This window comes from Serratia nevei (assembly GCF_024160145.1).
GTDB classification, from domain to species: domain Bacteria; phylum Pseudomonadota; class Gammaproteobacteria; order Enterobacterales; family Enterobacteriaceae; genus Serratia; species Serratia nevei_A.
In genome coordinates this window covers 23,672-49,249 of sequence record NZ_JAMYWQ010000003.1, presented here as the reverse complement: position 1 = coordinate 49,249, position 25,578 = coordinate 23,672, and the positions used below count along the sequence as shown (strand labels likewise).

Below are 25,578 nucleotides of genomic sequence, written 5' to 3'. Positions count from 1 at the left end.
TATTTATCGACCGTCACATATCCGGGAAGGTCAGGGTGCCTCCTGGCGCTTCGCGATGAATGTGCAGGAAGTTCAGGTGCTTCTCGTACTGGTCGAGGATATCGCCTATCACCTGTTCCTTGCTGTAGTCCATCAGATCGTTGCCCTGGGTGCCTTCCATCAGGAAGGTTTCCAGCCGGTAGTAGTGCGACTTGCCGGAGCGGGCGCGGTAGGTGAAGCCCGGCACCGAGTAGCGCATCGGCCAGATCTGATAGATGAAGTTCTGTTCCTCGCCCAGGCGCACCAACAGCTCCAGGTGGTTCAGGCGCTCGTCTTCAGTCGGCGGCACTTCGCTGAACTCCACCTTCGCGCCGCGCAGCTCCAGCTCGCGCGCCACGTCCTGCATCGCCGGACGGCAGACTTTATCCAACATTTTCTGCGTGTACTGGGTGCCTGGGTAGTTCATCACCCGCGACAGGCGCTGTTTCCAGTTGAGCACGTCGTGGCTGGAGACCGGCACCGGCGCCAGGGTGCTGAGCGCGCTGGCCTTGCGGTAGTCTTCCACCCGCAGCGATTTATACAGCCCGGCCATCACGAAGAAGATCACGAAGCTGAACGGCAGGCCCATGATCACCGTGGTTTTCTGCAGCGCCGGCACGCCGTCGGTCATCAGCATACCGATGGTCAGCAGGCCGATGGCCACCGACCAGAAAATCCGCAGCCAGTTCGGCGCATCATTATTGATGTCGGCCAGGCGCGAGGTGAAGTTGCCCAGCACCAGCGAGCCGGAGTCCGCCGAGGTGACATAGAACAGCAGGCCGGTGATGGTGGCCACCGAGGCGCTGAAGGTGAAGCCGGGGTATTGCGCCAGCAGGCTGTAGAAGCCGCGCTCCGGGAACTGCATCACTTCCTGCGCAAACTCGGCGTTGCCGTGAATGATCTGGTACAGCGCGCTGTTGCCGAAAATAGACAGCCACAGCAGGGTGAACACAAACGGTATGATCAGCGTGCCGACCACGAACTGGCGAATGGTGCGCCCGCGCGAGATGCGCGCCAGGAACAGGCCGACGAACGGCGACCACGCTACCCACCAGGCCCAGAAGAACAGCGTCCAGTTGTTCATCCACTCCACCGGCCGATCGAAGGCGAAGCTGTTGAGTGTCATGCCCATAAAGCGGTTAACGTAATCGCCGACGTTGAGCACCAGCGCGTTGAGCAGGAACTCGGTGTCGCCGAAGAACAGTACGAACAGGATCAGGCCCAGCGCCAGCAGCACGTTCAGCTCGGACAGGATGCGGATGCCCTTGTTGACGCCCGAGGTGACCGAGATGGTGGCCATGATCACCGACAGCAGGATCAGCGAGCCCTGCACTGTCAGGTTTTCCGGGATCTCGAACAATACCTTGAGGCCGTAGTTGAGCTGCACCACGCCAATGCCCAGCGTGGTGGCGATGCCGAAGATGGTGCCGAGCACCGCAGCGATGTCCACGCTGTGGCCGATCGGGCCGTTGATGCGCTTACCGAAAATGGGGTACAGCGCCGAGCGGATGGTCAGCGGCAGGTTGTAGCGATAGCTGAAGTAGCCGAGGGCGATGCCCATCAGCGCATACATCGACCAGCCGGTCAGGCCGTAGTGGAACAGCGTCCAGACCATCGCCTGGCGCGCGGCCTCCAGCGTTTGCGCGTCACCTTCCGGCGGCATCATGTACTGGGTCACCGGCTCGGCGACCGAGAAGAACATCAGGTCGATGCCGATGCCGGCGGCAAACAGCATCGCCGCCCAGCTCATCAGGCTGAACTCCGGCTTGGACTGTTCCGGCCCGAGCTTGATCGAGCCGAAGCGCGAAGCGGCGATAAACACCACGAACACGATATACAGCGTCGCCGCCAGCAGGTAGTACCAACCGAAGGTGGCCGACACCCAATTCAGCGTGCGGGTGATCCACTGCCCGGAGAAGTCGGTGAAAAAAATGGTCATCAGCGAGAAGGCCAGGATCAGCCCCGCCGAGGTGAAGAAAACCACAGGGTTGAGGCGGTCCTGCTGCGGTTTGGAGGAGGTTTCGTGGGTTGTCATCGTCATCCTCTGAACTGAGAAAATCGTGCCGCTCCGTATTCCGGGGCGCGTTGGCCGCTGAAAAACGGGCGAATGAAGGCGGCGGCCGTCTCCGTAGAGGAGGGCCTGAATGATGCCGCTTTCGCCTGTTAATGAAGCGCCGGCGCGCTTCGCGGCGGGAACCGCTTACAGCCACTGATTTTGGTCAGATTCGTTAATTACCTCACAAAAATCAGCCAGTTCCACAACCAGATAGTACAAATTTTTAACCAGGCGGCAATAAAATATATGCAATTTTTATTGAACGTTCAATCAAAAAAAAGTTTAATAGTCCGCATGATGACCTGAATCACGGGCGAAACGGCAGTGAAATTTGCCCGCTGAGATAAGGCCGAAGTCGGTTTTGTGAGAGTCGAAATATGCCAAAGGTAGGAATGCAGCCAATCAGAAGGCAGCAGTTGATTGATGCCACGCTCGCCGCGGTAAACGAAGTGGGAATGCATGACGCCACCATCGCGCAGATTGCGCGGCGGGCCGGCGTTTCCAACGGCATCATCAGCCATTATTTCAAGGACAAGAATGGCCTGCTGGAAGCCACGATGCGCTATCTGATCAGCCATCTGGGCGAGGCGGTGAAGCTGCGGTTGCAGGCGCTGACCGATAACAGCCCGGCGGCGCGGCTGCAGGCGATCGTCGCCGGCAACTTCGACGACAGCCAGATCAACAGCGCGGCGATGAAGACCTGGCTGGCCTTTTGGGCCAGCAGTCTGCACCAACCGCAGCTCAACCGGCTGCAGCAGGTGAACGGCCGCCGGCTCTATTCCAACCTGTGCGCCGAGTTTCGCCGCGTCATGCCGCAGCCGCAGGCGCGGTTAGCGGCCAAGGGGCTGGCGGCGCTGATCGACGGACTGTGGCTGCGCAGCGCACTGCGCGGCGCGGCGTTCAACCAGGCGCAGGCGCTGGCGCTCACGACCGAATACATCACGTTCCAACTCCGGGGGCAGACGCCGCCCGGGGGATAACCCAAGGAGATCCTATGTCCCGTTTTGGCTTGCAGAAGCTCTATATTCATGGCGCCTATGTAGACAGCACCGCTGGAAAAACCTTCAACGCCATTAACCCGGCGAACGGCGAAGTGCTGGCTGAAGTCCAGTCCGCCGGCGCTGAAGACGTCGATCGTGCGGTGGCCAGCGCGGCCAGCGGGCAGAAGGTGTGGGCGGCGATGACGGCGATGGCGCGTTCGCGCATCCTGCGTCGCGCGGTGGATATTCTGCGCGAGCGCAACGATGAGCTGGCGGCGCTGGAAACGCTGGATACCGGCAAAGCGATGTCGGAAACCACCGCGGTGGACATCGTTACCGGCGCCGACGTGCTGGAGTACTACGCCGGCCTGATCCCGGCCATTGAAGGCGAACAGATCCCGCTGCGCGAAACCTCGTTCGTCTACACCCGCCGCGAACCGCTGGGCGTGGTGGCCGGCATCGGCGCCTGGAACTACCCGATTCAAATCGCGCTGTGGAAGTCCGCGCCGGCGCTGGCGGCGGGCAACGCGATGATCTTCAAACCGAGCGAAGTCACGTCGCTGACGGCGCTGAAGCTGGCGGAAATTTACACCGAAGCCGGCCTGCCGGACGGCGTGTTCAACGTGGTAACCGGCAGCGGCGCGGAGGTAGGGCAGTACCTGACCGACCATCCGGGCATCGCCAAAGTCTCTTTCACCGGCGGGGTGAAAACCGGCAAGAAGGTGATGGCCAACGCGTCGGGGTCGACGCTGAAGGAAGTCACCATGGAGCTGGGCGGCAAGTCGCCGCTGATTATCTTCGACGACGCCGATCTGGATCGCGCCGCCGATATCGCCATGATGGCCAACTTCTACAGCTCCGGCCAGGTGTGCACCAACGGCACCCGCGTCTTCGTGCCGGCTGCGCTGCAGGCGCAGTTTGAGGCGAAAATCCTCGAGCGCGTGAAGCGTATTCACCTCGGCGATCCGACCGATCCGCAGACCAACTTCGGGCCGCTGGTCAGCTTCGCGCACATGGAGTCGGTGCTGCGCTTTATCGAGAGCGGCAAGAACAGCGGCGCGCGCCTGCTGTGCGGCGGCGAACGCGTTACCCACGGCGAATTCGGCAAGGGCGCTTACGTGGCGCCGACGGTATTCAGCGACTGCCGCGACGAGATGGAAATCGTGCGCGAGGAGATCTTCGGGCCGGTGATGAGCATTCTCAGCTACCAGAGCGAAGAGGAAGTGGTGCGCCGCGCCAATGACACCACCTTCGGCCTGGCCGCGGGCGTGGTGACCAACGATCTGGCTCGCGCGCACCGCGTGATCCACCAGTTGGAGGCCGGCATTTGCTGGATCAACACCTGGGGCGAGTCGGCGGCGGAAATGCCGGTCGGCGGCTACAAGCAGTCCGGCGTCGGCCGCGAGAACGGTCTGACGACGCTGGAACACTACACCCAGATCAAATCGGTGCAGGTCGAGCTGGGCGAATACGCCTCGGTATTTTAACTATCCCCGTCGTCTTTCGAGCCGCAGCCGCGTTGGCTGCGGCCGACAATCTCTAGAGCGCCCAAATACACAGCCTGCTGCCAAGCCGCACTTCGCGTCTTTGCCTGACCAGGCCTCTATAAAGTAAGGAGATAATGAATGGAATTTGACTACATCATTATCGGTGCCGGTTCCGCCGGCAACGTGTTAGCCACGCGATTGACCGAAGACGCCGACGTCAGCGTCCTGCTGCTGGAAGCCGGCGGCCCGGATTATCGGATGGATTTCCGTACTCAGATGCCGGCCGCGCTGGCGTTTCCGCTGCAGGGCCGCCGCTATAACTGGGCGTATGAAACCGATCCTGAGCCGCACATGAACAACCGCCGGATGGAATGCGGCCGCGGCAAAGGGCTGGGCGGTTCGTCCCTGATCAACGGCATGTGTTACATTCGCGGCAACGCGATGGACTTCGATAACTGGGCCAAGGCGCCGGGTCTGGAAGACTGGACCTATCTGGACTGCCTGCCGTATTTCCGCAAGGCGGAAACCCGCGATATCGGCCCGAACGATTACCACGGCGGCGAGGGCCCGGTGAGCGTCACCACGCCGAAAGCCGGTAACAACGAACTGTTCCACGCGATGGTGGAAGCCGGCGTGCAGGCCGGTTACCCGCGCACCGACGATCTGAACGGCTACCAGCAGGAGGGCTTCGGCCCGATGGATCGCACCGTGACGCCGAAAGGGCGCCGCGCCAGCACCGCCCGCGGTTATCTGGATCAGGCGCGTTCGCGGCCGAACCTGAAAATCGTCACCCATGCGCTGACCGACCATATCGTGTTCGACGGCAAGCGTGCGGTGGGCGTCAACTATTTGCAGGGCGACAGCAATCAGCTGACCCACGCCAAAGCGCGGCGCGAAGTGCTGCTGTGCGCCGGTGCCATTGCCTCGCCGCAGATCCTGCAGCGGTCGGGCGTCGGCCCGGCGGCGCTGCTGAACAGCCTGGATATCAAGGTGGTGCACGATCTGCCGGGCGTCGGGGAAAACCTGCAGGATCACCTGGAGATGTACCTGCAGTACGCCTGTAAGAAACCGGTGTCGCTGTACCCGGCGCTGCAATGGTTCAACCAGCCGAAGATCGGCGCGGAATGGCTGTTCAACGGCACCGGCATCGGCGCCAGCAACCAGTTCGAGGCCGGCGGCTTCATCCGCAGCCGCGCAGAGTTCGCCTGGCCGAACATTCAGTATCACTTCCTGCCGGTGGCGATTAACTACAACGGCAGCAACGCGGTGAAGGAGCACGGCTTCCAGGCGCACGTCGGCTCGATGCGTTCGCCAAGCCGTGGCCGGGTGCAGGTGAAGTCGAAAGATCCGCGCCAGCACCCGAGCATTTTGTTCAACTACATGGCGACCGAGCAGGACTGGCAGGAGTTCCGAGATGCTATTCGCATCACGCGCGAGATCATGGCGCAGCCGGCGCTGGACGAATACCGCGGCCGCGAGATAAGCCCGGGGCCGCAGGTGCAGACCGACGAACAGCTGGACGCTTTCGTGCGCGAGCACGCCGAAACCGCCTTCCACCCGTCCTGCTCGTGCAAGATGGGCGAGGATGAGATGGCGGTGGTCGACGGGCAGGGCCGGGTGCACGGCATGGAAGGATTGCGGGTGGTGGATGCGTCGATCATGCCGCTGATCATCACCGGCAACCTGAACGCCACCACCATCATGATCGCCGAGAAGTTAGCCGATCGCATTCGCCGGCGCGCGCCGCTGCCGCGCAGCACCGCCGACTATTACGTCGCCGGCGATGCGCCGGTGCGCAAGCAGTAACCGACACGCCCTCTCGCCGTTGAGGGGGAGGGCCGCCGTAGCAAGCAACCCCTCTCCATATGCTCTTCCCCAAGGCGAGGGGGCAACTCTCTTGTATCCCATCATGCCGCCGGCAGCGAGATCGCCTGATCGAAACTGGTGGGCGTCGCCATACGCCACATGCGGGCGTAGAACTCGCTTTTGATCTCCGGCTGCAGCAGCGCGCCCGGCTCCAGGTAGTAATAGATATCGGCGTACACCTTGATCTCGGTCGGCGTGATGCGGCGCAGCATATGGTGCGAGGTCAGCTGCTCCGGGCGGCTGACGCCGGCCGCCGCCAGCATGTCCGCCAGCGCTTTCACCGTATTTTGATGGAAGTGGTAGACGCGTTCCGCCTTGTTCGGCACCACCAGCGCCTTTTGCCGCAGCGGATCTTGCGTCGCCACGCCGGTCGGGCAGTGGTTGGTGTGGCAGCTTTGCGACTGGATGCAGCCGACGGCGAACATAAAGCCGCGCGCCGAGTTCACCCAGTCGGCGCCGAGCACCAGCACGCTGGCGATGTCGAACGCGCTGATGATCTTGCCGCTGGCGCCTACCTTGATCTGGTCGCGCAGGCCGCAGCCCACCAGCGTGTTATGCACGAACAGCAGCCCTTCGCGCAGCGGCATGCCCATGTAGTTGGAGAGTTCGAGCGGCGCGGCGCCGGTGCCGCCTTCCTTGCCGTCTACCACGATGAAATCCGGCAGGATGCGGGTGTGCAGCATCGCCTTGACGATGGCGACAAACTCCCAAGGATGGCCGATGCACAGCTTGAAACCGACCGGCTTGCCACCGGACAGCTCGCGCAACTGCTGGATGAAATGCATCATTTCCAGCGGCGTGGTGAAGGCGCTGTGCGAGGCCGGCGAGATGCAATCGACGCCTTGCGGCACGCCGCGGGTGGCGGCGATTTCCGCATCCACCTTCTTCGCCGGCAGAATGCCGCCGTGGCCGGGTTTGGCGCCCTGGCTGAGCTTGATTTCAATCATTTTCACCTGTGGGCTTTGCGCCTGTTCGGCAAAGCGCCGCGGATCGAAATGGCCGTCGGCGGTGCGGCAGCCGAAATAGCCGCTGCCCAGCTCCCACACCAGATCGCCGTTGTTTTCCCGGTGATAGCGGCTGATGCTGCCCTCACCGGTGTCGTGGTAGAAATTGCCCTTGGCCGCGCCGAGGTTGAGCGCGCGAATGGCGTTGGCGGAGAGCGCGCCGAAGCTCATGGCCGAAATGTTGAAGATCGACGCGGAGTAGGGCTGGCGGCAGTCGGCGCCGCCGATGGTGATGCGAAAACTGGTCGGATCGGCGGCTTCCACCGGCCGCATGGAGTGGCCGATGCACTCATAGCCGGTTTGGTAGACGTCCAGCAGCGTGCCGAACGGCTTGTCGCCCATCTCGTTTTTCGCCCGGCGATACACCAGCGTACGCTGGGTACGCGAAAACGGGATCTCCTCATTATCCTGCTCGAGGAAATACTGGCGCAGTTCCGGACGGATGAATTCGAAGAAGAAGCGCAGGCGGCCGATGATCGGGTAGTTGCGGCAGATGGCGTGGCGCTGCTGCGTGAGATCGTAAATACCCAGCACCATCAAGCCACCGCAGGCCAGGGCCGGCAGCCAGAACCACGGATGGTTGCGCATCATGATTAAGAAAACCAGGGTGAGCAAGATGCTCAGCACAAAGCAGGTGTAGCGGCTGAATAAGGACGACTTCATAACATCTCCTGATGTTTATTTTAATCCACACGACATGACTCACGGATAATCCGTGTGCAAATCGTAGCCAACAGGAGAGGATGTTGTGTGTCTGTTGCTGCTTTGTCGCCGGTTGTTACATTAATTTAACTTGGCGGGGGAGGGCAGGTTGCCGCGCGGCGTACCGCGCAACAAGCCAGGGCAGGTTATTTGCCGGCGACGAAGATGGTGCTCATGCTGCGCAGCCGCAGCTTTTTCATCGCGCTGTATTTCTGCGAGAAGATGGTTTTTGGGTGCGTACCGCGCTTTTCCGCAATGTGCAGCAGGCTGTCGCCGCGCAGCAGATTGAAGATCACGTCGCTTTCCGCCGGGCTGAGCTCGCGGGTTTTCTGTACCCGGATGCCGCCCGGCTCTTTGCTTTCCAGCAGCCGCTGGATTTTTTCCTGCAGCGAATAAAGCGGAATGCGGGTGGAGACCAACTCGACGGAAATCCCCAGGATCGACAACAGTTTCACCACGCGCTCGTCGTCATAGAACACCAACAGGCGCGTTTTACTGTTGTACTGCTGGTGCAGGGACACCAGGCTTTCGATCACGTTGACGCTCTGTTCGAGGTTTTGCGAGGTGAAAATTAGTGCGATATCGTGCTTGGTGATCTTCTCTGCTTTGGCGCCGCCGTGCATGAAATCGGAAAACAGGCGGATATCGTACGCGCCGTAGTGTTTCTTCAGCAGCACCGACAGGCCAACATAGCTGTACTTACACTCACTAATCACAAGAACGTTGTTTTTAGACATAGGGCAAACACCAATACCGAGTTAAAAGTATTCAGCTGTAAGAAGCGAGTTCAAATCCTTGATGCTGGATTCCTTCCACAGCTTTCCCTGCAGTGCGTAATATGGCATTTCATCCAGCCATTTCTTGTGTTCGGGAGTTTCAACTCCTTCGATAATTACCTTGTAATGATTAAGGTAAAAGAAGCGCAGTAACGCGCGCATCAAGCCCTCGCCGCCGGACTTCTTCATGAAGTCCCAAAGCAGAAAACGGTCGAGCTTAACGAAGCGGAACTGGCTGTTGTACAACGCGGAAAAACCCGCATAGCCAGAACCAAAATCATCGAGCCAAAATGAATAACTATTCAATGACGGATCGCCGTGCACGCGATCTTTCACCAGCCGGGTTGAATTCTCGCTGATCTCGAAATGAATACAGCGCATGGCATTAATTCTTTCGGCAAAGTGACTATTCGCCAGCGATTGCAGAGAATAATCGTCAACATTCAAAGTGGCGATCACTTGGTTTTCATGAAACCAGTGTTTGTATTTATCGATCAGGTTGATCTGATCCAGCAAAATCTCAATCCGGGTTGCGCTATCGGCGTGGCGAAAGAACTGTTCAGGAGAAAAATGGGCATATTCGCTATTAAACGTAAAGCGAGACAGACATTCAACGGCCAGCAATTGTCCCGATTTCGCGAACATTGGCTGAAAAACATAATTAATGCCGTTATTTTTCTCTCTGAAAGAACCGCTCATTTCCCAATCCTTGGATTGATATTTAACTTGTTGATTTTAAATGATTAAAAAGAAAGTTACTCCGGGTTTATTGGTAAATTTCTTATTTAAAACGTCAGGGTGACCGAAGCGTGTCGACAGACCATTTAACGCGTCATTCGTGCCAAAGTCCAAACGTCGCAATATGTTACTGAATGTAAATATTCAGGATATTATCCTAATTTTCAGGCCTTAAAGCAAAATCTTGAACTTTGCAGCTTTCCCAAACACAGATTATTCCTATTCATATGAATCGTCAACATCGATCGATAGGTATTCGCCGATAGTTTATTCCTATCAAGAGGGGGCGTATGAATGTTTTAAACGATTTAACATTAAGAATATGCTTAGTCTATATTTCGTCCGGCAATGAGTTCATCGAGGCAACGCTCCTTTTCAGCAAGGGAGTGCTATCGCTGAGTGTATGCTCAGTGGCGGCAATATATATATAAGCCCGCCACTGAATCGATTATTTTATTGTTCTATGGAGCTGGAAATGAAAAAAGTATTATTGCCTTTGGCTGCCCTGGTATTGTCTGCAACTGCTTCCAACGCAATGGCAGCAAACGGCACTGTTAAATTCACTGGTGAAATCAAACAGTCTACCTGCCAGGTAACTAGCGATACTCAGAATAAAGAAGTTTACCTGGGCACTTACCCAACTTCCGCTTTCCCAACTGTGGGTTCTAAATCTGCTTCCAAAGCTTTCCAGATCTCTCTGGAAAAATGTGATGCCGGCAGTTACAGCCTGCGTTTCGACGGTAATACCGTTGCCGGCAACCCAGACCTGCTGTCCGTAAGCAACGTTGGCGGCACCGGCACTGCAGCTACCGGCGTGGGTATCGAAATCACCGACAACAACAACAAACCGTTCGCTATCGGCGACGGTACCAACATCAAAGACGACGTAGCGAAAGTCACCGTCGCTGCTGACGGTAAAGCGACCTTCAACCTGCAGGCTCGTTACCGTTCATTCAACAGCAACGTGACCGCAGGTCTGGCTAACGCCACCAGCCCGTTCACCATCGAATACAAATAATCGTCTTTCAGGACACACACGGCCAAGGATGGCCCGTTGAGGAAACCGATGAAAAAGTTCTTTGCTGCTCTGCTGATGCTGGGCGCCTTTAACAGCTACGCCGGTATCCAGGTAGATGCCACTCGCGTGATCTATAAAGGCGACGACAAATCCGCCTCGTTGCCAATTCATAACGATGCTTCAGAAGCTTATATGGTGCAGACCTGGCTGGACACTGGTGACAGAAACCAAGTGCCGAAAAATCTGCCTGTCGTTGTCGTTCCACCGATTCTGAAATTGGACGCCGCCAAAACCGCGGTGCTGCGCTTTATCTATTCCGGTAATGGTTTACCGCAAGATAAAGAAACCCTGCTGTGGATTAACGTGCAGGAAATTCCACCGGCGCCGAAGCAGGAAAACGTGCTTCAGGTTGCGGTGCGTACCCGAATCAAACTTTTTTACCGGCCGGTGGCGTTGAAAACGACGCTGGACGAGCAAGTGCAAAACTTGCGTTGGCAGCGTGAAGGTTCACGCCTGCAAGTGGTTAACGATGGCCCGCTGCATATCACCTTTGGGGCGCTGCACTTGAAAAACAGCGCGGGCAAGACCGTGGATGTGGACGCCAATATGGTGAACCCGAAAGATCGCTTATCGATCAACATCCCGGCCGGCGTCAGCGTCGGCAACAAGATTGCTTTCAGTTATATCAACGATTTTGGCGGTAGAACGGAAGTCAAGGACGTTCCAGTACAATAAGAGAGACAGGGAATGGCAAATCAACGAAAAGTAGCAGGCGGAACAACGCGGCTGACAAGGCTGATCCGAATTGCAATCATTGCCGCCAGTGCGCCGATGTTATGGAGTGAATCGGCGCTGGCAGAATTTAACATGTCGTTTATTCACGGCGATGAAAACCTGAGCAACGCGGAAGCGGTCGCCCAGGGCGATGCTTTGCAACCGGGCGTTTACCCATTCGACATCTACGTCAACCTGACTCAGGTCGATCATAAGGATGTTACTTTTCGTCAGGTTAAAGGCCAGGCCGCGTCTCAACCCTGCCTGAGAGTTGAAGACCTGCGCAACTACGGCATCAAACTGCCGGAAACCTTGCAGGCCGGCAGCTGCGTTGATCTGCCCGCGTTGATTAAAGACGCCACCGTCAGCTATGACGCGGCGGTGCAGCAGATCAACATCTCCGTACCTCAGACCATGATGGATCTGAGCGCGATCGGTGCGATCCCGCCAAGCATGTACGATGAAGGCATCAACGCGCTGTTCGCCAACTATAACTTCAACTACAACAAGAACAGCTATCGCCGTGATGACGCTGACGACAGTGAGTACATGTTCCTCGCGTTGAACAGTGGCCTTAACCTGGGCAGATGGCGCCTGCGCAACAACTCCACCTGGGACAAACAGAGCGGCAGCAGCAGCAACTGGACCAACGTCTCCTCCTGGGCCGAGACCGACATCGTGCCATGGCGCAGCCGTTTGGTGATGGGGCAGGCGAGCACCAACAACAGCGTGTTCAACAGCTTCCAGTTCCGCGGGGTGCAACTCTCCAGCGTTGACGACATGCTGCCGGACAGCCTGCGCGGTTATGCGCCGGTGGTGCGCGGCGTAGCGGCGACCAACGCCCGCGTCGAGATCCGCCAGAACGGTTACGTCATTTACAGCACCAACGTCGCGCCGGGTCCTTTCGAGATCCACGACGTCTATCCGCATACCAACAACGGTGACCTGCAGGTCACTGTGAACGAGGCCGACGGTTCGCACAAAACGTTCAGCGTCGCCTACTCTTCCGTGGCCAACATGCTGCGCGAAGGCATTTGGAATTTCCAGCTGACCGCCGGTAAATACCACAACGGTAACGGCGGCTATCAGCCGAAGCTGATCCAGGGCACTGCGGCATACGGCATGAACTATGGCCTGACGCCGTTCGGCGGCGCCATCATCGCCGAGCATTACCGTTCCGCCGCCGTGGGTATCGGCAAGAGCCTGGGAGCCTGGGGCGCCATCTCCGTGGACGGTTCAGTCTCCGACACCGAGCTGGCGAACGGCGATCGCAAGCAGGGGCAGAGCTTCCGCTTCCTGTACTCCAAGTCGCTCAACCAGATGGGCACCAACTTCCAGTTGGCGGGCTATCGCTATGCGACGTCCGGTTACTACGATCTCAGCGATGCGGTCCAGGAACGCAACAGCTGGCGCAACGGCGTCTATGCCAATGATTACTGGGATCCGAACGATCTGCTGCCGGGCCAACCTTCCTGGAGCAACAACCAGAAACGCACCCGATACACTGCGCGCTACGGCAACAAACGCGAACGCGTCGAGCTGTCGCTCAGCCAGCAGCTGTGGGCGGGTGCCAGCCTGTATGCCAACGTCAGCCACCAGAACTACTGGGGCATGTCCGGCAACGATCGCACGATTCAGCTGGGCTACAACGACGGCTTCAAGCGTATTTCCTATGGCGTTTATCTGCAGGATACGCGTGGCCAGTACGGTTATTCCGACCGCAGCGTGAACTTCACGGTGTCGATCCCGCTGGATTGGGGCCAGAACAACAACTCGACCACCGCCAACTTCAGCGCGGCGCACAGCAAACAGAGCGGCGACAGCTACTCGACCGGCATCAGCGGCACCATGCTGGACGACCGTCGCATGAACTACTCGGTCTCCACCGGGCATACGCAGTCCTCCGGCCAGAGCAGCAACCTGAACCTGGGCTACAGCAGCAGCATCGGTAACATCGACGGTAGCTATGCCTACAGCTCGAAATACCGTCAGGAAGGGCTGGGTGTCTCCGGTGGCCTGCTGGTGCACTCCGGCGGCGCGACCCTGACGCAGCCGTTGCAGAACACCATCTTGCTGGTGGAAGCGAAAGACGCCAAAGGCGTGCGTCTGGAAAACCAGCCGGGCGTGACCATCGATCGCTTCGGTTATGCGGTTGTACCGTCGGCCACCGCTTATCGCTACAACTATGTGGCGCTGCGCACCGAAGATTTTGGCCCGGGCCTGGATGTGCCGGTGGCCAGTAAGCAAGTCGTACCGACCGAGAAATCGGTGGTGAAGGTGAGTTTCGATACCTTCAAGGGCGTCAGCCTGCTGATTAACGCTCGTCTGGGTGATAACGGTTATCCGGCCATCGGCGCCGGCGTGTTCAACGAGTCCGGCCGCAACAGCGGCACCGTGGGCCTGAACGGCGCGACCTATGTTTCCGGGGTGAAAGCGGGTGAAAAACTGACGATCAAATGGGGCCCGAAAGCCGATCAACAATGCGTACTGCCGATCCCGGCGAACGTGGGCGACAAACAAGCGGCCATGGGATATCAGGAACTGACCCTGCAATGCCAAAAACTGTAAGGTACACCATGAACTTGAGCAAATTAGCACGTAACACACTTCTGTCGGTGGTGGGGCTGGCGGGGTTGGCGATGGCGCAACAGGCGGCGGCGATGCAGTGCCGTTTCGGCAACTCGACCGGCAGTAGCAAGCCAACCGGCAGCGTGACGCAGGATATCGACGTCGGCCGCCCGATCGTGCTGGCCGCCAGCGACTTTGTGGCGGGCAATCTGATTTGGCGTTCGCAGAACTTTACCTCCACCTTTACCTGTTGGGATACCGACAGTAACCCGAAGGGGGAGAACGCCTACATTTACTGGAACCCGCAGAACTCGTTCGGCGCCTTGGACAAGTCGTTGTCCATTGGGGTTTCTATCAATGGCATCGACTATGATTCGGTCAACCTGCTGCAGAGTGGCAAGACGCCGACCGGCCCAAATCTGGGGCCGGGTACGATCCGTACCAACGGCAGAAGTCCGGCGGCGCCGCAGGCGGTGACTGCGACCTATTCGGTGTATATCAAAGCCACCGGGGTGAAGCCGCCGGCGGGCAACTTCGCGCCGCTGGCGCGCGCTTCGCTGTTCCAGATTGACGGCGTGGGTGGCCTGAACTCCACCAAGGATGGCAACTTTAACGCCTATATCAAAGGGCTGGACAAGATCCGCGTGATCCAATGCAACCCGCAGATCACCGTGTTGGCCAACAACGGCGCCAGCGTTGATTTTGGCGTGCTGACCAGCTCCAGCGCCAAAATCGGCACTATCGCCAAGCAGGTGCCGTTTGATATCAAGGCCAGCCTGAGCGGCGGCGAATGTGCCGGCCAGTCTCTGCAGGCCAGCTTCAGCAGCACCAATGCCGATCCGTCAGATAACACGCAGATCCTGCCGACCACCAAACCGGGCGTGGCGATCTTCCTGACGCAGCAGCGCGACACCAACAAAACGCCGATCCCATTGCAGACCAACGTGGATTTTGGTGGCGTGCTGCAGGATAAGCAGAACGAAGTGAAAGAGACCTTTATCGCTAACCTGAAGTGGCTGACCAATACGCCGACGACCGGGGTGTTCAACGCCACCGCCAACGTCGACGTCACCTTCAAATAATCCGGTGTCGCTTCAGTAAAAAAGGGTTCAGTTCTCGCGAACTGAACCCTTTTTGCGTGTTATGTCGCGCTTATCAACGCAGCCCCATCCAGCTGGTGCAGACGCCTTCCGGCGGCTTGCCGGCATACCAGCGAGGCAGCGTGGGGGCATCGTGGCGCGGTTCGGCCTCTACTTCTACCGGCTGCGCCGGCCATTCCGCGACGTCCCAGCGGGTGGTGCGGCGGTAGACCGCCGGGGTTTTGCCAAACTGTTTCTTGAAGGCGCGTGAAAACGAAGGCTGAGAGTCGAAATGGTATTGCAGGGCGATATCCAGGATCGGGCGCGGGCTGGAGCGCAGCGCCTGCGCCGCCTGCGAAAGGCGCCGCTCGCGGATATAGCTGCCGAGCGCGTGGCCGGTGGTGCTGCGGAACATGCGCTGCAGGTGCCATTTGGAGTAGCCTGACTTGGCGGCGACGTTATCCAGCAGCAGCGGCTGGTCCAGATGAGTTTCAATCCAGTCTAGTAAATCGTGAATGATATTGACGCGATCCATGGTTTAAGTTCTCCCGCAAAAACGACATTCAGGTCACAATGACTTAGCTTAATTATCCAAGAATATGCTTTGATAATAGGCGTGAGTGCGCCGTTACGCAAGGGTAAACCGGGGGGGGGAAAGGTGGCCAAAAATGCTCTTTGAACGGCAGGGGGATAAAAGAAAGGCCGCACAAAGCGGCCTTTTCAGCTGGAAACGGGTGGAAAATCAGTTGGTTTCCGGTTTCACTTCAATGTAGTTCAGACCCAGTACGCTGCTGGTGTAGCCGCGGATCTTGTTGGTCATCTCGATATCGCCGTTCAGCTTGTGGCCGTAGGACGGGATGATCTCTTTCAGCTTGCTCTGCCATTCCGGCGTCGCCACTTTGTCTTTGAACACGGTTTCCATCAGGTGCAGCATGATTGGCGCAGCGGTGGAAGCGCCCGGCGAAGCGCCCAGCAGAGCGGCGATGCTGCCGTCTTCAGAGCTGACGACTTCGGTGCCGAACTGCAACACGCCACCTTTATCCGCGTCTTTCTTGATGATCTGCACACGCTGGCCTGCGGTCCACAGTTTCCAGTCTTCCTGCTTGGCGTCCGGGAAGTACTCTTTCAATGCGGCGAAGCGATCGTCGTCGTTCATCATCAGCTGGCCGACCAGGTATTTCACCAGATCGAAGTTATCCAGCCCGACGTGGGTCATCGGCATCAGGTTCGAGGTGCTCAGCGAGTGCAGCAGATCGAACAGCGAACCATTCTTCAGGAACTTGCTGGAGAAGGTGGCGAACGGCCCGAACAGCAGCACGCGCTTGCCGTCCAGCATACGGGTATCCAGGTGCGGCACGGACATCGGCGGCGAACCTACGCTGGCCAGGCCATACACTTTGGCCAGGTGCTGGTTGGCGATCGCCGGGTTGGTGGTGACCAGGAACTGGCCGCCGACCGGGAAGCCGCCGTAGCCGTCGGCTTCTGGGATGCCGGATTTCTGCAGCAGGGTCAGGGACGCGCCGCCGGCGCCGATGAACACGAACTTGGCGTTAACGGTGGTTTCTTTACCGTCGCGGTTCAGATCGGCAACGGTCACGCTCCAGGTCTGGTCGGCGTTGCGCTTGATGTCGCGCACTTCGTGGCTCAGGTTCAGCTTGAATTTGTCGCTGGTGCTCAGCGCGTCAACCAGCTGGTGGGTGATTACGCCGAAGTTAACGTCGGTACCCAGCGGCATGCGGGTCGCGGCGATTTTCTGCGCCGGATCGCGGCCGTTCATCACCAGCGGCGCCCACTGTTTGATTTGCGCAGGATCTTCGGAGTATTCCATGCCGCGGAACAGAGTGCTGTGCTGCAGCGCCGCGTAGCGTTTACGCAGGAAGTTGACGTTGTCGTCGCCCCACACGAAGCTCATGTGCGGCACGCTGTTAATGAAAGATTTCGGATCTTTCAGGACAGCGTTCTTCACCTGATAAGACCAGAACTGGCGGGAGATTTCGAAAGACTCGTTGACCTTCACCGCCTTGCTGATGTCGATGGTGCCATCGGCTTTTTCCGGCGTGTAGTTCATTTCGCTGAAGGCGGAGTGGCCGGTACCGGCGTTGTTCCAGCCGTTGGAGCTCTCTTCCGCTACGCCATTCATGCGCTCGTACATGTCGATGGTCCAGGTCGGCTCCAGCTCATGCAGATAGGTACCCAAGGTGGCACTCATGATGCCGCCGCCGATCAACACCACGTCGACGGTTTTATTCTTCTCTTCAGCCGCTGCCTGCTGCGTAACGCTAAACAGGCTGAGACTGAAAATCAGGACGAGTAATTTTCTCATTGAATTAAATCTCTTGTGTGTAAATTCTACTCATTGCAGGTGAAAGAATTTAGCGGGAGTTACCCTGGAAAATAATGAAGCCGACCGCCCGGCGTGAGCCGATAGGCAGCGATAATGCCTTTTTGTTAATAGGGTTTTTAACGAAAAGTGAACTATTGCAGGCCGTCCGGATGCAAATTGATCGGTTCACGTTACTGGCGGGGTATTATTGTTTGCGAGAATGTTAAAAACTACTTTTGTAACTAAAAAAAATGAATATAAGCAAAAATCGGTCGGTTGTTGTCGCAGGAATAAACAGAGAGGGGAGAAAGGCCGTATAACCGCGTTATTCTCAGGGGTTAATTGCCGCGCAATTAAACGTTATTTCGTTATCACACAATAATTGCGGTTAAATTGCAAATACGTATCGGTAACCAAGAATAAATGGCCGCCGTTACGGACGGCCAGGATCCACAAGGCGGTTACTTGATGCCCATCGCATCACGCATGGTGAAGAACAGATCGGTCTGATCGGTCAACCCCACCACGTTGGCGGCGTGCGGGCCATAGGCCGCGACGCGCAGTTGGGTGCCGGTGTGCCCCTGCGATTCTTCTTCCGAGTTGCCGTAGCTCAGGGTCATCGGCGCGCCGTCTTTGGTGGTCAAGGTCTGGGTCAGACCCGGCGCTTTGGCGTCGGCGGCGACGATCTGGCTGGAGTGCGCGTGGTCGGCGGTGACGATCACCAGCGTGTTGCCGTCGGCGCGGGCGAAGGCTAGCGCTTGTTGCACCGCTTCGTCCAAATCGACGGTTTCGCCAATCTGCCCGCACGGGTTGGCGGCGTGATCCTGCTTATCGATCGACGCGCCTTCCACCTGCAGGAAGAAACCGTTCGGGTTATCTTTCAGCAGCGCGATGGCTTTTTCGGTCATCGCCGCCAGCGTTGGCGTGGCGGCGGTGCGCGCCGGGTTGTTTTCGCAGGTCACCGCCGGTTTGTCGAGGTTGCCGTGATAGCTGGCTTTCGGCCCCAGCCAGCGCACCGGCATGTTGCCGTCGGCGAACAGCCCCAGCAGCGGTTTTTGCTGGTTGGCCAGGGTGACGGCCTGCAGTTCATCCGCGTTGCTCACCCACTGATAACCCTGTGCCGCCGCCTGCTCCTTCAGCGATTTGCCTTGCCATTCGCCGCTTTTCGCCAGCTGGTTGAAGGATTTCGCGCCGCCGCCCAGCGTGACGTCGGCGCGGGTTTTCAGCAACTGCTCGGTGATGGAGCCGCGGCCGCCGTTTTCCAGCGCGTTAGCGGCGCATTTCTCGCTGGTTTCCTCCGGCCCGTAGCACTTGCGCGAGGTGACGTGCGACACCAGTGCCGCCGGCGTGGCGTCCTGCAGTTCGGCGGTGGAAACGTTACCGGTGGCCTTGCCGGCCGCCTTGGCGAGCTCCAGCAGCGTTGGCTGGTCTTTGCCGTTCACGTCTACGCCGAGCGCGCCGTTATAGGTTTTCACCCCGGTGGCCCAGGCGGTGGCGGAGGCGGCGGAGTCGGTCACGTAATCCGGCTTGTGGGTTTTCTTGTCCAGCGAGTAATGGGTGTATTGCCCGGTCAGCGGCAGGGCGTCGATGCCCTTGAAGTAACCGCCTGCGCCCTCGGCGTAGTTGCGCGCGGCGGTGATCTCGGAATTCCCCATGCCGTCGCCGATCAGCAGGATCACGTTTTTCACCGTTTTGTCCGACAGCGACGCCTTCAGCGCGGCGGTCTGATCGCCGGCCAGGCGACGGGCGCCGCCCGGTTCGGTGAGGTTGCCGCGCGCGGCGCGTTCGGTCAGGCCATCGGCATTGGCCGAGGTTTCCGCCGCGATGGCGGAGGAACAGAGCAGGGCGGACAGCACGGCGCCGGCGATCAGGGATACAGCAGGTTGCATGGGTAAGCTCCTTGTCGTAATACAACAATGTAAATAACATCAAATTGTTACGTAAGGAGAGTAGAGCAGAGGGATGACAATTTTATGACAGCGAAAGGCGGGATGGCCTGGCGGCCACCCCGCTTGGCGTCAGGCCGCGCGCGCCGGGATAGCCAGCCCACGCTGCACCGCCGGCCGCGCCAGGCCGCGCTCCAGCCACTGCGCGACGCGCGGGAAACTGTCGAACTCCACCAGCTCGCGCGCCTCATAGAAGCCAATCAGGTTGCGCACCCAGCCCAGCAGCGAAATATCGGCGATGGTGTAGTCCGCGCCCATGATCCAGTTGCGTCCTTCAAGGCGCGTTTCCAGCACGCCGAGCAGGCGTTTCGATTCGTTTTTGTAGCGCTCCAGCGGCCGTTTGTCTTCATACTCGCGCCCGGCGAATTTGTGGAAGAAACCGAGCTGGCCGAACATCGGCCCGACGGCGGCCATCTGGAAGAACACCCATTGAATGGTTTCGTAACGCTGCGCCGGATCCTGCGGCAGGAAATGGCCGCTCTTTTCCGCCAGGTAGAGCAGAATGGCACCGGATTCGAACAGCGCCAGCGGCCGGCCGCCGGGGCCATCGGGATCGATGATCGCCGGGATCTTGCCGTTCGGGTTCAGCGCCAGGAATTCCGGCGTCCAGGTTTCGTTGCTGCCAATGTCGATCAGGTGCGCCTCATAGGGCAAGCCGATCTCTTCCAGCATGATAGACACCTTGACGCCGTTCGGCGTCGGCAGGGAATAGAGCTGTAGCCGTTCCGGATGCTGAGCCGGCCAGCGTTTGACGATCGGGAATTGGGTGGAATCGAGCATGGAAACTCCTCGGGTTGGCGGGGGGCGCTTAAGCATACCCCTTGAGTATTGCAGTAAAACTACCCCGCCGCCGGGTTACACCGTGAGCTCAAAATGTGCGGCCAGCGCTTTTTTACCGGCGGGGGTCAGCTGCAGCTCGCGGCTGTCGAGCCGGCGGACGATCCCCCGGCTCTGACTGGCCGGCAGCACCGACACCGGCGCCAGCCCGTACCAACCGGCGGTGCCGTTGCTGAGTATGACCGGCGAGACGGATGCGTGCCCGATCGGTGTGCCATTGTGCTCAGCGACCAGCGACAGGGTGAGAGCGCCTGCTGCACGCAGCGCGTTGACGATAAACTGCTCGGTGTGGCTGCTGTGTTCGGCATGCAGGAACGCGGCGTCGGTCAGGGTGGCGATGGCGTCGACGTCGGCCGGCGTTTCGTGGCGTAAAGTGATGTTCATGGTTGTATCCTGATTAAATGAGGCTGAGCCGACCGGGCTGCCTGCCCGGCCGGTATCGATGATTAACGGTTATCCAGCTGCGCCCGCACGGCCTTGAGCCCGGCGAAGGTGACGCGATAAGGGCGCCCCTGGCGAGAGAGGATCAGGCGTTTGGTTTTGAGTTTGGTGAAGACGGCCAGCGAGCAGTCGGCCAGGCCGAGCCCTTCGCGGGTGTAGCATTCGACGTGGGTGACGCGACCGGCGTCGTTGCGGGTGAAGGCGATATAGCCGCCTTTGGCCAACACGTGCAGCACGCGTTGTTCCGCTTTGGAAATGTTCATGTTGGGAGATCCTGTAATAACCCCAGATACGCGCATCCCCGCGCAAACGCGCGTCGGATACGTCAGAGTCCCTCGCCATACGGCAAGGAAGCGACTATCGGGTGGTTACAATCTCCAACATACAGGCCTCGGGCAGTGAAAAACGCCATGGCGGCGTTTCAGCGCAGTTAATGTAGCCAATGGCCGGTTGGCTGTCAATTTGCCGGCGGCGCGGGCCGCCGGCGAAAGGGCAATCAGAAAGGCTTGGTCGGCAGGTATTTGCCGTCCAGGGTGATCACCGCGCGTTCGCCGCCTTCCGGATCGGCGACCTTTTTGATATCCAGCTTGAAGTTGATGGCGCTGATGATGCCGTCGCCGAACTGCTCGTGCACCAGCGCTTTCAGCGTGGAGCCGTAAACCTGCAGCATTTCATAGAAGCGATAAATGGTCGGATCGGTCGGCACGCCGCCGGGAATGCTGCCGCGCAGCGGGATGGTTTGCAGCAGCCGCACTGCTTCTTCGTCCAACCCCAGCTTGGCCGCTACCGTGCGCGCCGCCGGTTCCGGCAGCGCATGCTGCCCCAGCAGCGCGGCGGTGACGAACGCCAGGCTGAGACCGGTGCCCTCGGCCAGCGCTTCGAACGTCAGGTTATGGCGGATCTTGGCGGCCATGATGGTGTCGGTGAGCGCTTCGCGCGGGGCGGCGTTATGCAGAGAGTGTGTCATGTTAGCTCCTTTTGTTGACTTAAAAACGGGCGATCGCCGGGGTGGCGGTCACGTCGGGATGGGTGGCGAGCGGCACGAAGCGGCGGGTTTCGCCGTCCAGCGCCTCGATAGCGCCGCTGGCGATGTCATAGACCCAGCCGTGCAGCGTCAGGCGGCGCTGATCCAGTGCCAGGGCGACGGAAGGGTGCGTTTTGATGTTGTTGAGCTGGGCGATGACGTTTTCGCGCACCATCGACGCGACCCGGGCCTCGTCGGAGGCGTGCGGATAAGCCTGATTGACCGCCTTGGCGGAATCGGCGTAACGCAGCCAGCCGGCGACCGTCGGCAGGTGCTCCAGACACTGGCAGGTGGCGATGGCGGTCATCGCGCCGCAGTCGGAATGGCCGCAGATCACGATATCCTCCACGCCCAGCGCTGCGACGGCGTACTCGACCGAGGCGGTAACCCCGCCGGGTTCTGGGCCGAAAGAAGGCACGATGTTACCGGCGTTGCGGATCACGAACAGATCCCCCGGCTCGCGCTGGGTGACCAGCTCCGGCACCAGGCGGCTGTCGGAACATGAGATAAACAGGGTGCGCGGGTTTTGGCGGGTCGCCAACTGCTGAAACAGCGCCGTGCGTTCAACAAAGGCTTCGCGCTGGAACTTCAGGAAGCCTTCAATCACCTCTTTCATCCGTTTCTCCATTGGGTGTCGTTATGCGATGGCGGCATGATGAACGCTGCTGGCTATAGGGTCTAAGACCCATTTATAATGCTGGCTATAGGTTTTACTAATAGCTGGGGCGCTATGCTGCTGCGACACATCCGTTATTTTCTGGCCGTTGCCGAACAGGGCAACTTCACCCGCGCCGCCGAAGCGCTGCACGTCTCGCAACCGACGCTGTCTCAACAGATCAAGCAGCTGGAAGACACACTGGGGGCGCCGCTGTTCGATCGCAGCGGCAGAGCCGTGCGCCTGACCGACGCCGGTGAGGCGTGGATGCGCTATGCGCGGCTGGCGCTGCAAGATCTGGACGCCGGCGCGCGGGCGATCCATGACGTGGCGACGCTGGCGCGCGGCCATTTGCGGCTGGCCATGACGCCGACCTTCACCGCCTATCTGGTGGGGCCGGCGATCGATGCGTTCTACCGCCGCTATCCCGGGATTACCCTGAGCATTGAGGAGATGGCGCAAGAGCGAATTGAGGCGCTGCTGGCGCAGGATCGGCTGGATCTGGGGATCGCCTTCGAGATGGCGCAGTCGGCGGAGGTGGAAGCGGCGGCGTTGTTCTGCGAGACGCTGGAGCTGATGGTCGGCGCCGACCATCCCCTGGCGTCTCATCGCCGGCCGCTGACGTTGGCGGAGTGGCAACATCTGCCGCTGGCTTTGCTGAGCGGCGACTTCGCCACGCGCCAGTTTATCGATCGCTACTGCACGCAGCTGGGATTTCGGCCGCAGGTGGCGGTGGAGGCCAACGCGCTGGGCGCCATCGTCGAGATCGTGCGGCGCGGGCAGCTCGCCACGCTGCTGCCGGCCGCCATTGCGCGCGAGCACCGGCAGTTGAAAAAAGTGGCACTGGCCAACGCCATGCCGGTGCGGCAGGCGGTGTGGCTGCAGCGCAAAGGCGCTTACCGCAGCGCCGCCGCGCAGGCGTTTATTGCCGTATTGCAGGAACAGGGCGTTACGCCAACGCGCCCCAGCGCTGCGTCATCCCCAGCAGATGCACCAGCCCGAAGCCGAGGCAAATCAGCGAGCTGACGACGATGAAGCGCTGGCTGCGGCCGGTATCGCGCAGAGCGAACGGGCCGGCGACGCCGCGCAGCAGGTAGATAAAGGTGATGATAAACAGCGCGGGCCGCAGCAGCGGCAGCGGCGCGATCAGGCCTGCGCCGGAAAGCGCATACAGCGACCAAATAAACAGCATCAGCGCGATACCGGCGGTGACGATTGCCGGGAATTTTTTACCCGCTTCCGCCGCCTTAATGAAGCGATCGCCGGCGCCGCATAGCCGATAGCCGCGCGGCCCGGCGGCGATCACCCAGATATGCAGCAGGGCGGCGATGGCGCTCAGCGCGGCGCCGATCAGCAGTGCGGTGTTATAGAGGTGTGGCATGGTAGCGCTTCCCTGTCAGCAAAGTGGTTGGCATGAAGCGTAGACCAGAAAAGGCGAATTAACCGAACGCCGCAGGGAAAAGGGGGAAGTAATGAGGCTGGCGACAGGCCTGCTGAACATCGATCAGCTCACCACCCTGCGCAGCATCACGCCAAGGGGGGCGACAACAGGATCGGTGAGTTGCGGGCCGTCGGTAAAACGAACATTACCTAAGTCAATTACGCGGGATCGGAGCATGTGATGCGGCGCGAAAATGGCGCCAGAGAGAGGACGCGGGTGGTGGCGAACATGCGTGCGCGGCTGGAAAAACACCTGCACTGGCCGGCCACCCGCAGGCCCTTACTCGGTGTGGCGTTCGCGGAACAGCAGGGTAGCGAGCAGGCTAACGGTCAGCATGCCGGTTACGTACCACGCCGGCGCCAGCGGGTTGCCGCTGGTCTCCAGCAGCCAGGTGACGATCAGCTGCGCCGAGCCGCCGAACAGCGTCACGCCGAAGGCGTAAATCATCGAGGTGCCGGTGGCGCGTACGTGGCGCGGCAGCGCCGAGACGATCAGCATGGTGCTGGCCAGCATGTTGATCCCCAGCGCGCCGATCAGCAGGATGCGGAAGACGATCGCCAGCCACAGGGTTTGCGTGGCGCCGAGGAACCAGAAGGTTGGGTAAATCAGGATCAGCGATGTAAAGATCGAGAACAGCAGCGGCCTTTTGTAATTCTGGATCCGATCGACATAGCGCCCGGCGTAGTAGACCGCCACGATCTGCACCACGGAGGCGATGCAGCTGAAGAGATAGGCGGTCGGGCCGGCGATGTGATAGGTCTGCATCATGTAGGTCGGCATGTACAGCAGCACCACGTAGACCATCACGGTGCCGGACATGATGACCAGCACCCCCAGCAGCAGATCTTTGGCATGGTTGCGCACCAGATCCCACACCGGGTTAAGCGGCTGCCGCGCGTGATCCGGCTGCTCGCCGCTGTAGGTCTCTTCCAGATGCTTACGGATATACACGCCGACGGGAATGATCAGCAGGCCGATGATGAACGGCACGCGCCAGCCCCAGGCATACAGCGCCTCTTCCGGCAGAAAATAGGTGAGCGCCAGCCCGCAAGAGGCGCCGAGCAGGGCGCTGACGCCCTGGCTGATCGCCTGCCAGCTGACGAAAAAGCCACGCTGGTTGGCCCCGGCCGATTCCAGCAGCAGCGTGGTGGCCGAGCCCACTTCACCGCCGGCGGCGAAGCCCTGAATCAGGCGGCCGACCACGATCAGCAGCGGCGCCAGAACGCCGATTTGCGCATGGGTCGGCGCGAAGGCGATCAGGGCGGTGCCGATGCCCATCAGCATGATGGTCACCAGCATGGCGGCCTTGCGGCCGACCCGGTCGGCATAGGCGCCCAGCACCATACTGCCCAGCGGGCGCATGATAAAGCCGACGCCGAACACCGCGACCGACATCAATAAAGAGCCGTAGGCGCTGTCGCTGGGAAAATAGAGTTTGCCGATAATGGCGGCAAAGAAGCTGTATACGGTGAAGTCGAAAATCTCCAGGCCGTTGCCCAGGCTGGCGCCGACAATCACTTTGTAATTTACCGCGCCTTTCTCCGCCGTTTGGCTTTTGGGCAATGTGTTTTCAGCAGCGTTCATCGTTATCTCTCGCGATAGGTGGACAGTGTGTTGTTATTATTTTCTGGCCAGAGTGGCGTTATCCGGGGCGACGATCATCGTGCTCCAAAACGCCAACAAAATGGCAATGTCACTTTTACATATACTTGTATGTACAATCATATGCAATAAGAGTACAGCTAACGGACGAATGGAGGTTTGATTTTTCTATCTTAATGTATTAAATCGTCTTTGTTTGATTTTTATCTTAGGGTGGCAAAAATAGGCAGTGCCGTTTTAGTG

General features: G+C 59.4%; 22 protein-coding genes. 8 read left to right on the top strand and 14 right to left on the bottom strand.

Annotated features, from left to right (window positions below; all coding sequences use genetic code 11):
* Positions 1–13: 13 nt before the first annotated feature.
* Positions 14–2,053 carry a choline transporter gene (locus tag M6G53_RS03635; RefSeq protein ID WP_060421320.1) on the bottom strand — a complete coding sequence of 680 codons (2,040 nt, stop codon included), beginning with the start codon at positions 2,051–2,053 and terminating at the stop codon, positions 14–16.
* Between the two features lie 398 nt (positions 2,054–2,451).
* Here M6G53_RS03635 and betI point away from each other — a divergent pair, with 398 nt between their 5' ends.
* The 3 genes from betI (at position 2,452) to betA (ending at position 6,347) form a co-directional block, all read left to right on the top strand.
* Complete coding sequence (gene betI / locus M6G53_RS03630) at positions 2,452–3,054, top strand: transcriptional regulator BetI (protein WP_253329003.1); 603 nt, start codon at positions 2,452–2,454, stop codon at positions 3,052–3,054.
* Between the two features lie 14 nt (positions 3,055–3,068).
* The gene (betB, locus tag M6G53_RS03625; RefSeq protein ID WP_253329001.1) at positions 3,069–4,541 is read left to right on the top strand and encodes a betaine-aldehyde dehydrogenase; all 1,473 of its coding nucleotides are present in this window, start codon (positions 3,069–3,071) and stop codon (positions 4,539–4,541) included.
* A 138-nt stretch (positions 4,542–4,679) separates the two neighbouring features.
* On the top strand, positions 4,680–6,347 hold the full coding sequence (gene betA / locus M6G53_RS03620; RefSeq protein ID WP_253328999.1) for a choline dehydrogenase: 1,668 nt from the start codon (positions 4,680–4,682) through the stop codon (positions 6,345–6,347).
* A 101-nt stretch (positions 6,348–6,448) separates the two neighbouring features.
* Here the strand turns inward: betA and M6G53_RS03615 are convergent, their stop codons facing one another.
* The 3 genes from M6G53_RS03615 to M6G53_RS03605 all read right to left on the bottom strand — a co-directional run bounded on the left by M6G53_RS03615 (position 6,449) and on the right by M6G53_RS03605 (position 9,588).
* Positions 6,449–8,074 (bottom strand): FMN-binding glutamate synthase family protein, encoded by a 1,626-nt coding sequence (locus M6G53_RS03615; RefSeq protein WP_253328992.1) that lies wholly within the window; start codon positions 8,072–8,074, stop codon positions 6,449–6,451.
* Positions 8,075–8,259: 185 nt separating this feature from the next.
* Entirely contained in the window at positions 8,260–8,850 is a 591-nt protein-coding gene (locus M6G53_RS03610; RefSeq protein WP_004939094.1) for a LuxR family transcriptional regulator, read from the bottom strand.
* A gap of 21 nt (positions 8,851–8,871) precedes the next feature.
* The gene (locus M6G53_RS03605) at positions 8,872–9,588 is read right to left on the bottom strand and encodes an EAL domain-containing protein (protein WP_253328990.1); all 717 of its coding nucleotides are present in this window, start codon (positions 9,586–9,588) and stop codon (positions 8,872–8,874) included.
* Positions 9,589–10,102: 514 nt separating this feature from the next.
* Between M6G53_RS03605 and M6G53_RS03600 the strand changes: the two genes are divergently transcribed.
* Genes M6G53_RS03600 through M6G53_RS03585 form a run of 4 tightly spaced genes read left to right on the top strand, consistent with a single transcriptional unit; the run spans position 10,103 to position 15,069 of the window.
* A complete protein-coding gene (locus M6G53_RS03600; protein WP_253328988.1) occupies positions 10,103–10,645 on the top strand; it encodes a fimbrial protein in 543 nt (180 codons plus the stop codon).
* A gap of 48 nt (positions 10,646–10,693) precedes the next feature.
* Positions 10,694–11,380 (top strand): fimbrial biogenesis chaperone, encoded by a 687-nt coding sequence (locus tag M6G53_RS03595; RefSeq protein WP_074054705.1) that lies wholly within the window; start codon positions 10,694–10,696, stop codon positions 11,378–11,380.
* A 12-nt stretch (positions 11,381–11,392) separates the two neighbouring features.
* A complete protein-coding gene (locus tag M6G53_RS03590; protein WP_253328985.1) occupies positions 11,393–13,987 on the top strand; it encodes a fimbria/pilus outer membrane usher protein in 2,595 nt (864 codons plus the stop codon).
* 14 nt (positions 13,988–14,001) lie between these two features.
* The gene (locus M6G53_RS03585; RefSeq protein ID WP_436286514.1) at positions 14,002–15,069 is read left to right on the top strand and encodes a fimbrial protein; all 1,068 of its coding nucleotides are present in this window, start codon (positions 14,002–14,004) and stop codon (positions 15,067–15,069) included.
* A gap of 73 nt (positions 15,070–15,142) precedes the next feature.
* Here the strand turns inward: M6G53_RS03585 and M6G53_RS03580 are convergent, their stop codons facing one another.
* The 8 genes from M6G53_RS03580 to M6G53_RS03545 all read right to left on the bottom strand — a co-directional run bounded on the left by M6G53_RS03580 (position 15,143) and on the right by M6G53_RS03545 (position 22,253).
* The gene (locus tag M6G53_RS03580) at positions 15,143–15,601 is read right to left on the bottom strand and encodes a helix-turn-helix domain-containing protein (RefSeq protein ID WP_074054702.1); all 459 of its coding nucleotides are present in this window, start codon (positions 15,599–15,601) and stop codon (positions 15,143–15,145) included.
* 207 nt (positions 15,602–15,808) lie between these two features.
* Positions 15,809–17,389, bottom strand: coding sequence for a malate:quinone oxidoreductase (locus M6G53_RS03575; RefSeq protein ID WP_197766575.1), 1,581 nt, complete (start codon positions 17,387–17,389; stop codon positions 15,809–15,811).
* A 461-nt stretch (positions 17,390–17,850) separates the two neighbouring features.
* On the bottom strand, positions 17,851–19,278 hold the full coding sequence (phoA, locus tag M6G53_RS03570) for an alkaline phosphatase (RefSeq protein WP_253328981.1): 1,428 nt from the start codon (positions 19,276–19,278) through the stop codon (positions 17,851–17,853).
* Positions 19,279–19,407: 129 nt separating this feature from the next.
* A complete protein-coding gene (locus M6G53_RS03565) occupies positions 19,408–20,115 on the bottom strand; it encodes a glutathione S-transferase N-terminal domain-containing protein (protein WP_253328979.1) in 708 nt (235 codons plus the stop codon).
* Positions 20,116–20,190: 75 nt separating this feature from the next.
* A complete protein-coding gene (locus M6G53_RS25655) occupies positions 20,191–20,556 on the bottom strand; it encodes a GNAT family N-acetyltransferase (RefSeq protein ID WP_253328977.1) in 366 nt (121 codons plus the stop codon).
* Positions 20,557–20,618: 62 nt separating this feature from the next.
* Complete coding sequence (locus M6G53_RS03555) at positions 20,619–20,876, bottom strand: YjhX family toxin (RefSeq protein ID WP_004939031.1); 258 nt, start codon at positions 20,874–20,876, stop codon at positions 20,619–20,621.
* Between the two features lie 233 nt (positions 20,877–21,109).
* Complete coding sequence (gene cynS / locus M6G53_RS03550) at positions 21,110–21,580, bottom strand: cyanase (protein ID WP_253328975.1); 471 nt, start codon at positions 21,578–21,580, stop codon at positions 21,110–21,112.
* A 19-nt stretch (positions 21,581–21,599) separates the two neighbouring features.
* The gene (locus M6G53_RS03545) at positions 21,600–22,253 is read right to left on the bottom strand and encodes a carbonic anhydrase (protein ID WP_253328974.1); all 654 of its coding nucleotides are present in this window, start codon (positions 22,251–22,253) and stop codon (positions 21,600–21,602) included.
* Between the two features lie 114 nt (positions 22,254–22,367).
* On the opposite strand from M6G53_RS03545, the gene cynR reads away from it, so the two are divergent.
* Entirely contained in the window at positions 22,368–23,318 is a 951-nt protein-coding gene (gene cynR / locus M6G53_RS03540; protein WP_253328972.1) for a transcriptional regulator CynR, read from the top strand.
* Here cynR and M6G53_RS03535 read toward each other — a convergent pair.
* Together M6G53_RS03535 and M6G53_RS03530 are read right to left on the bottom strand one after the other, a co-directional pair.
* Positions 23,242–23,673, bottom strand: coding sequence for a hypothetical protein (locus tag M6G53_RS03535; protein ID WP_253328970.1), 432 nt, complete (start codon positions 23,671–23,673; stop codon positions 23,242–23,244). The genes cynR and M6G53_RS03535 overlap by 77 nt on opposite strands.
* A 339-nt stretch (positions 23,674–24,012) precedes the next feature.
* On the bottom strand, positions 24,013–25,317 hold the full coding sequence (locus M6G53_RS03530) for an MFS transporter (protein WP_253328969.1): 1,305 nt from the start codon (positions 25,315–25,317) through the stop codon (positions 24,013–24,015).
* Between the last annotated feature and the right edge of the window lie 261 nt (positions 25,318–25,578).

What these genes read in the sequence shown, in the direction of transcription:
- M6G53_RS03635 (WP_060421320.1), bottom strand. Translation starts at nt 2,053, where the DNA reads ATGACAACCCACGAAACCTCCTCCAAACCGCAGCAGGACCGCCTCAAC.
- betI (WP_253329003.1), top strand. Translation starts at nt 2,452, where the DNA reads ATGCCAAAGGTAGGAATGCAGCCAATCAGAAGGCAGCAGTTGATTGAT.
- betB (WP_253329001.1), top strand. Translation starts at nt 3,069, where the DNA reads ATGTCCCGTTTTGGCTTGCAGAAGCTCTATATTCATGGCGCCTATGTA.
- betA (WP_253328999.1), top strand. Translation starts at nt 4,680, where the DNA reads ATGGAATTTGACTACATCATTATCGGTGCCGGTTCCGCCGGCAACGTG.
- M6G53_RS03615 (WP_253328992.1), bottom strand. Translation starts at nt 8,074, where the DNA reads ATGAAGTCGTCCTTATTCAGCCGCTACACCTGCTTTGTGCTGAGCATC.
- M6G53_RS03610 (WP_004939094.1), bottom strand. Translation starts at nt 8,850, where the DNA reads ATGTCTAAAAACAACGTTCTTGTGATTAGTGAGTGTAAGTACAGCTAT.
- M6G53_RS03605 (WP_253328990.1), bottom strand. Translation starts at nt 9,588, where the DNA reads ATGAGCGGTTCTTTCAGAGAGAAAAATAACGGCATTAATTATGTTTTT.
- M6G53_RS03600 (WP_253328988.1), top strand. Translation starts at nt 10,103, where the DNA reads ATGAAAAAAGTATTATTGCCTTTGGCTGCCCTGGTATTGTCTGCAACT.
- M6G53_RS03595 (WP_074054705.1), top strand. Translation starts at nt 10,694, where the DNA reads ATGAAAAAGTTCTTTGCTGCTCTGCTGATGCTGGGCGCCTTTAACAGC.
- M6G53_RS03590 (WP_253328985.1), top strand. Translation starts at nt 11,393, where the DNA reads ATGGCAAATCAACGAAAAGTAGCAGGCGGAACAACGCGGCTGACAAGG.
- M6G53_RS03580 (WP_074054702.1), bottom strand. Translation starts at nt 15,601, where the DNA reads ATGGATCGCGTCAATATCATTCACGATTTACTAGACTGGATTGAAACT.
- M6G53_RS03575 (WP_197766575.1), bottom strand. Translation starts at nt 17,389, where the DNA reads ATGAGAAAATTACTCGTCCTGATTTTCAGTCTCAGCCTGTTTAGCGTT.
- phoA (WP_253328981.1), bottom strand. Translation starts at nt 19,278, where the DNA reads ATGCAACCTGCTGTATCCCTGATCGCCGGCGCCGTGCTGTCCGCCCTG.
- M6G53_RS03565 (WP_253328979.1), bottom strand. Translation starts at nt 20,115, where the DNA reads ATGCTCGATTCCACCCAATTCCCGATCGTCAAACGCTGGCCGGCTCAG.
- M6G53_RS25655 (WP_253328977.1), bottom strand. Translation starts at nt 20,556, where the DNA reads ATGAACATCACTTTACGCCACGAAACGCCGGCCGACGTCGACGCCATC.
- M6G53_RS03555 (WP_004939031.1), bottom strand. Translation starts at nt 20,876, where the DNA reads ATGAACATTTCCAAAGCGGAACAACGCGTGCTGCACGTGTTGGCCAAA.
- cynS (WP_253328975.1), bottom strand. Translation starts at nt 21,580, where the DNA reads ATGACACACTCTCTGCATAACGCCGCCCCGCGCGAAGCGCTCACCGAC.
- M6G53_RS03545 (WP_253328974.1), bottom strand. Translation starts at nt 22,253, where the DNA reads ATGAAAGAGGTGATTGAAGGCTTCCTGAAGTTCCAGCGCGAAGCCTTT.
- cynR (WP_253328972.1), top strand. Translation starts at nt 22,368, where the DNA reads ATGCTGCTGCGACACATCCGTTATTTTCTGGCCGTTGCCGAACAGGGC.
- M6G53_RS03535 (WP_253328970.1), bottom strand. Translation starts at nt 23,673, where the DNA reads ATGCCACACCTCTATAACACCGCACTGCTGATCGGCGCCGCGCTGAGC.
- M6G53_RS03530 (WP_253328969.1), bottom strand. Translation starts at nt 25,317, where the DNA reads ATGAACGCTGCTGAAAACACATTGCCCAAAAGCCAAACGGCGGAGAAA.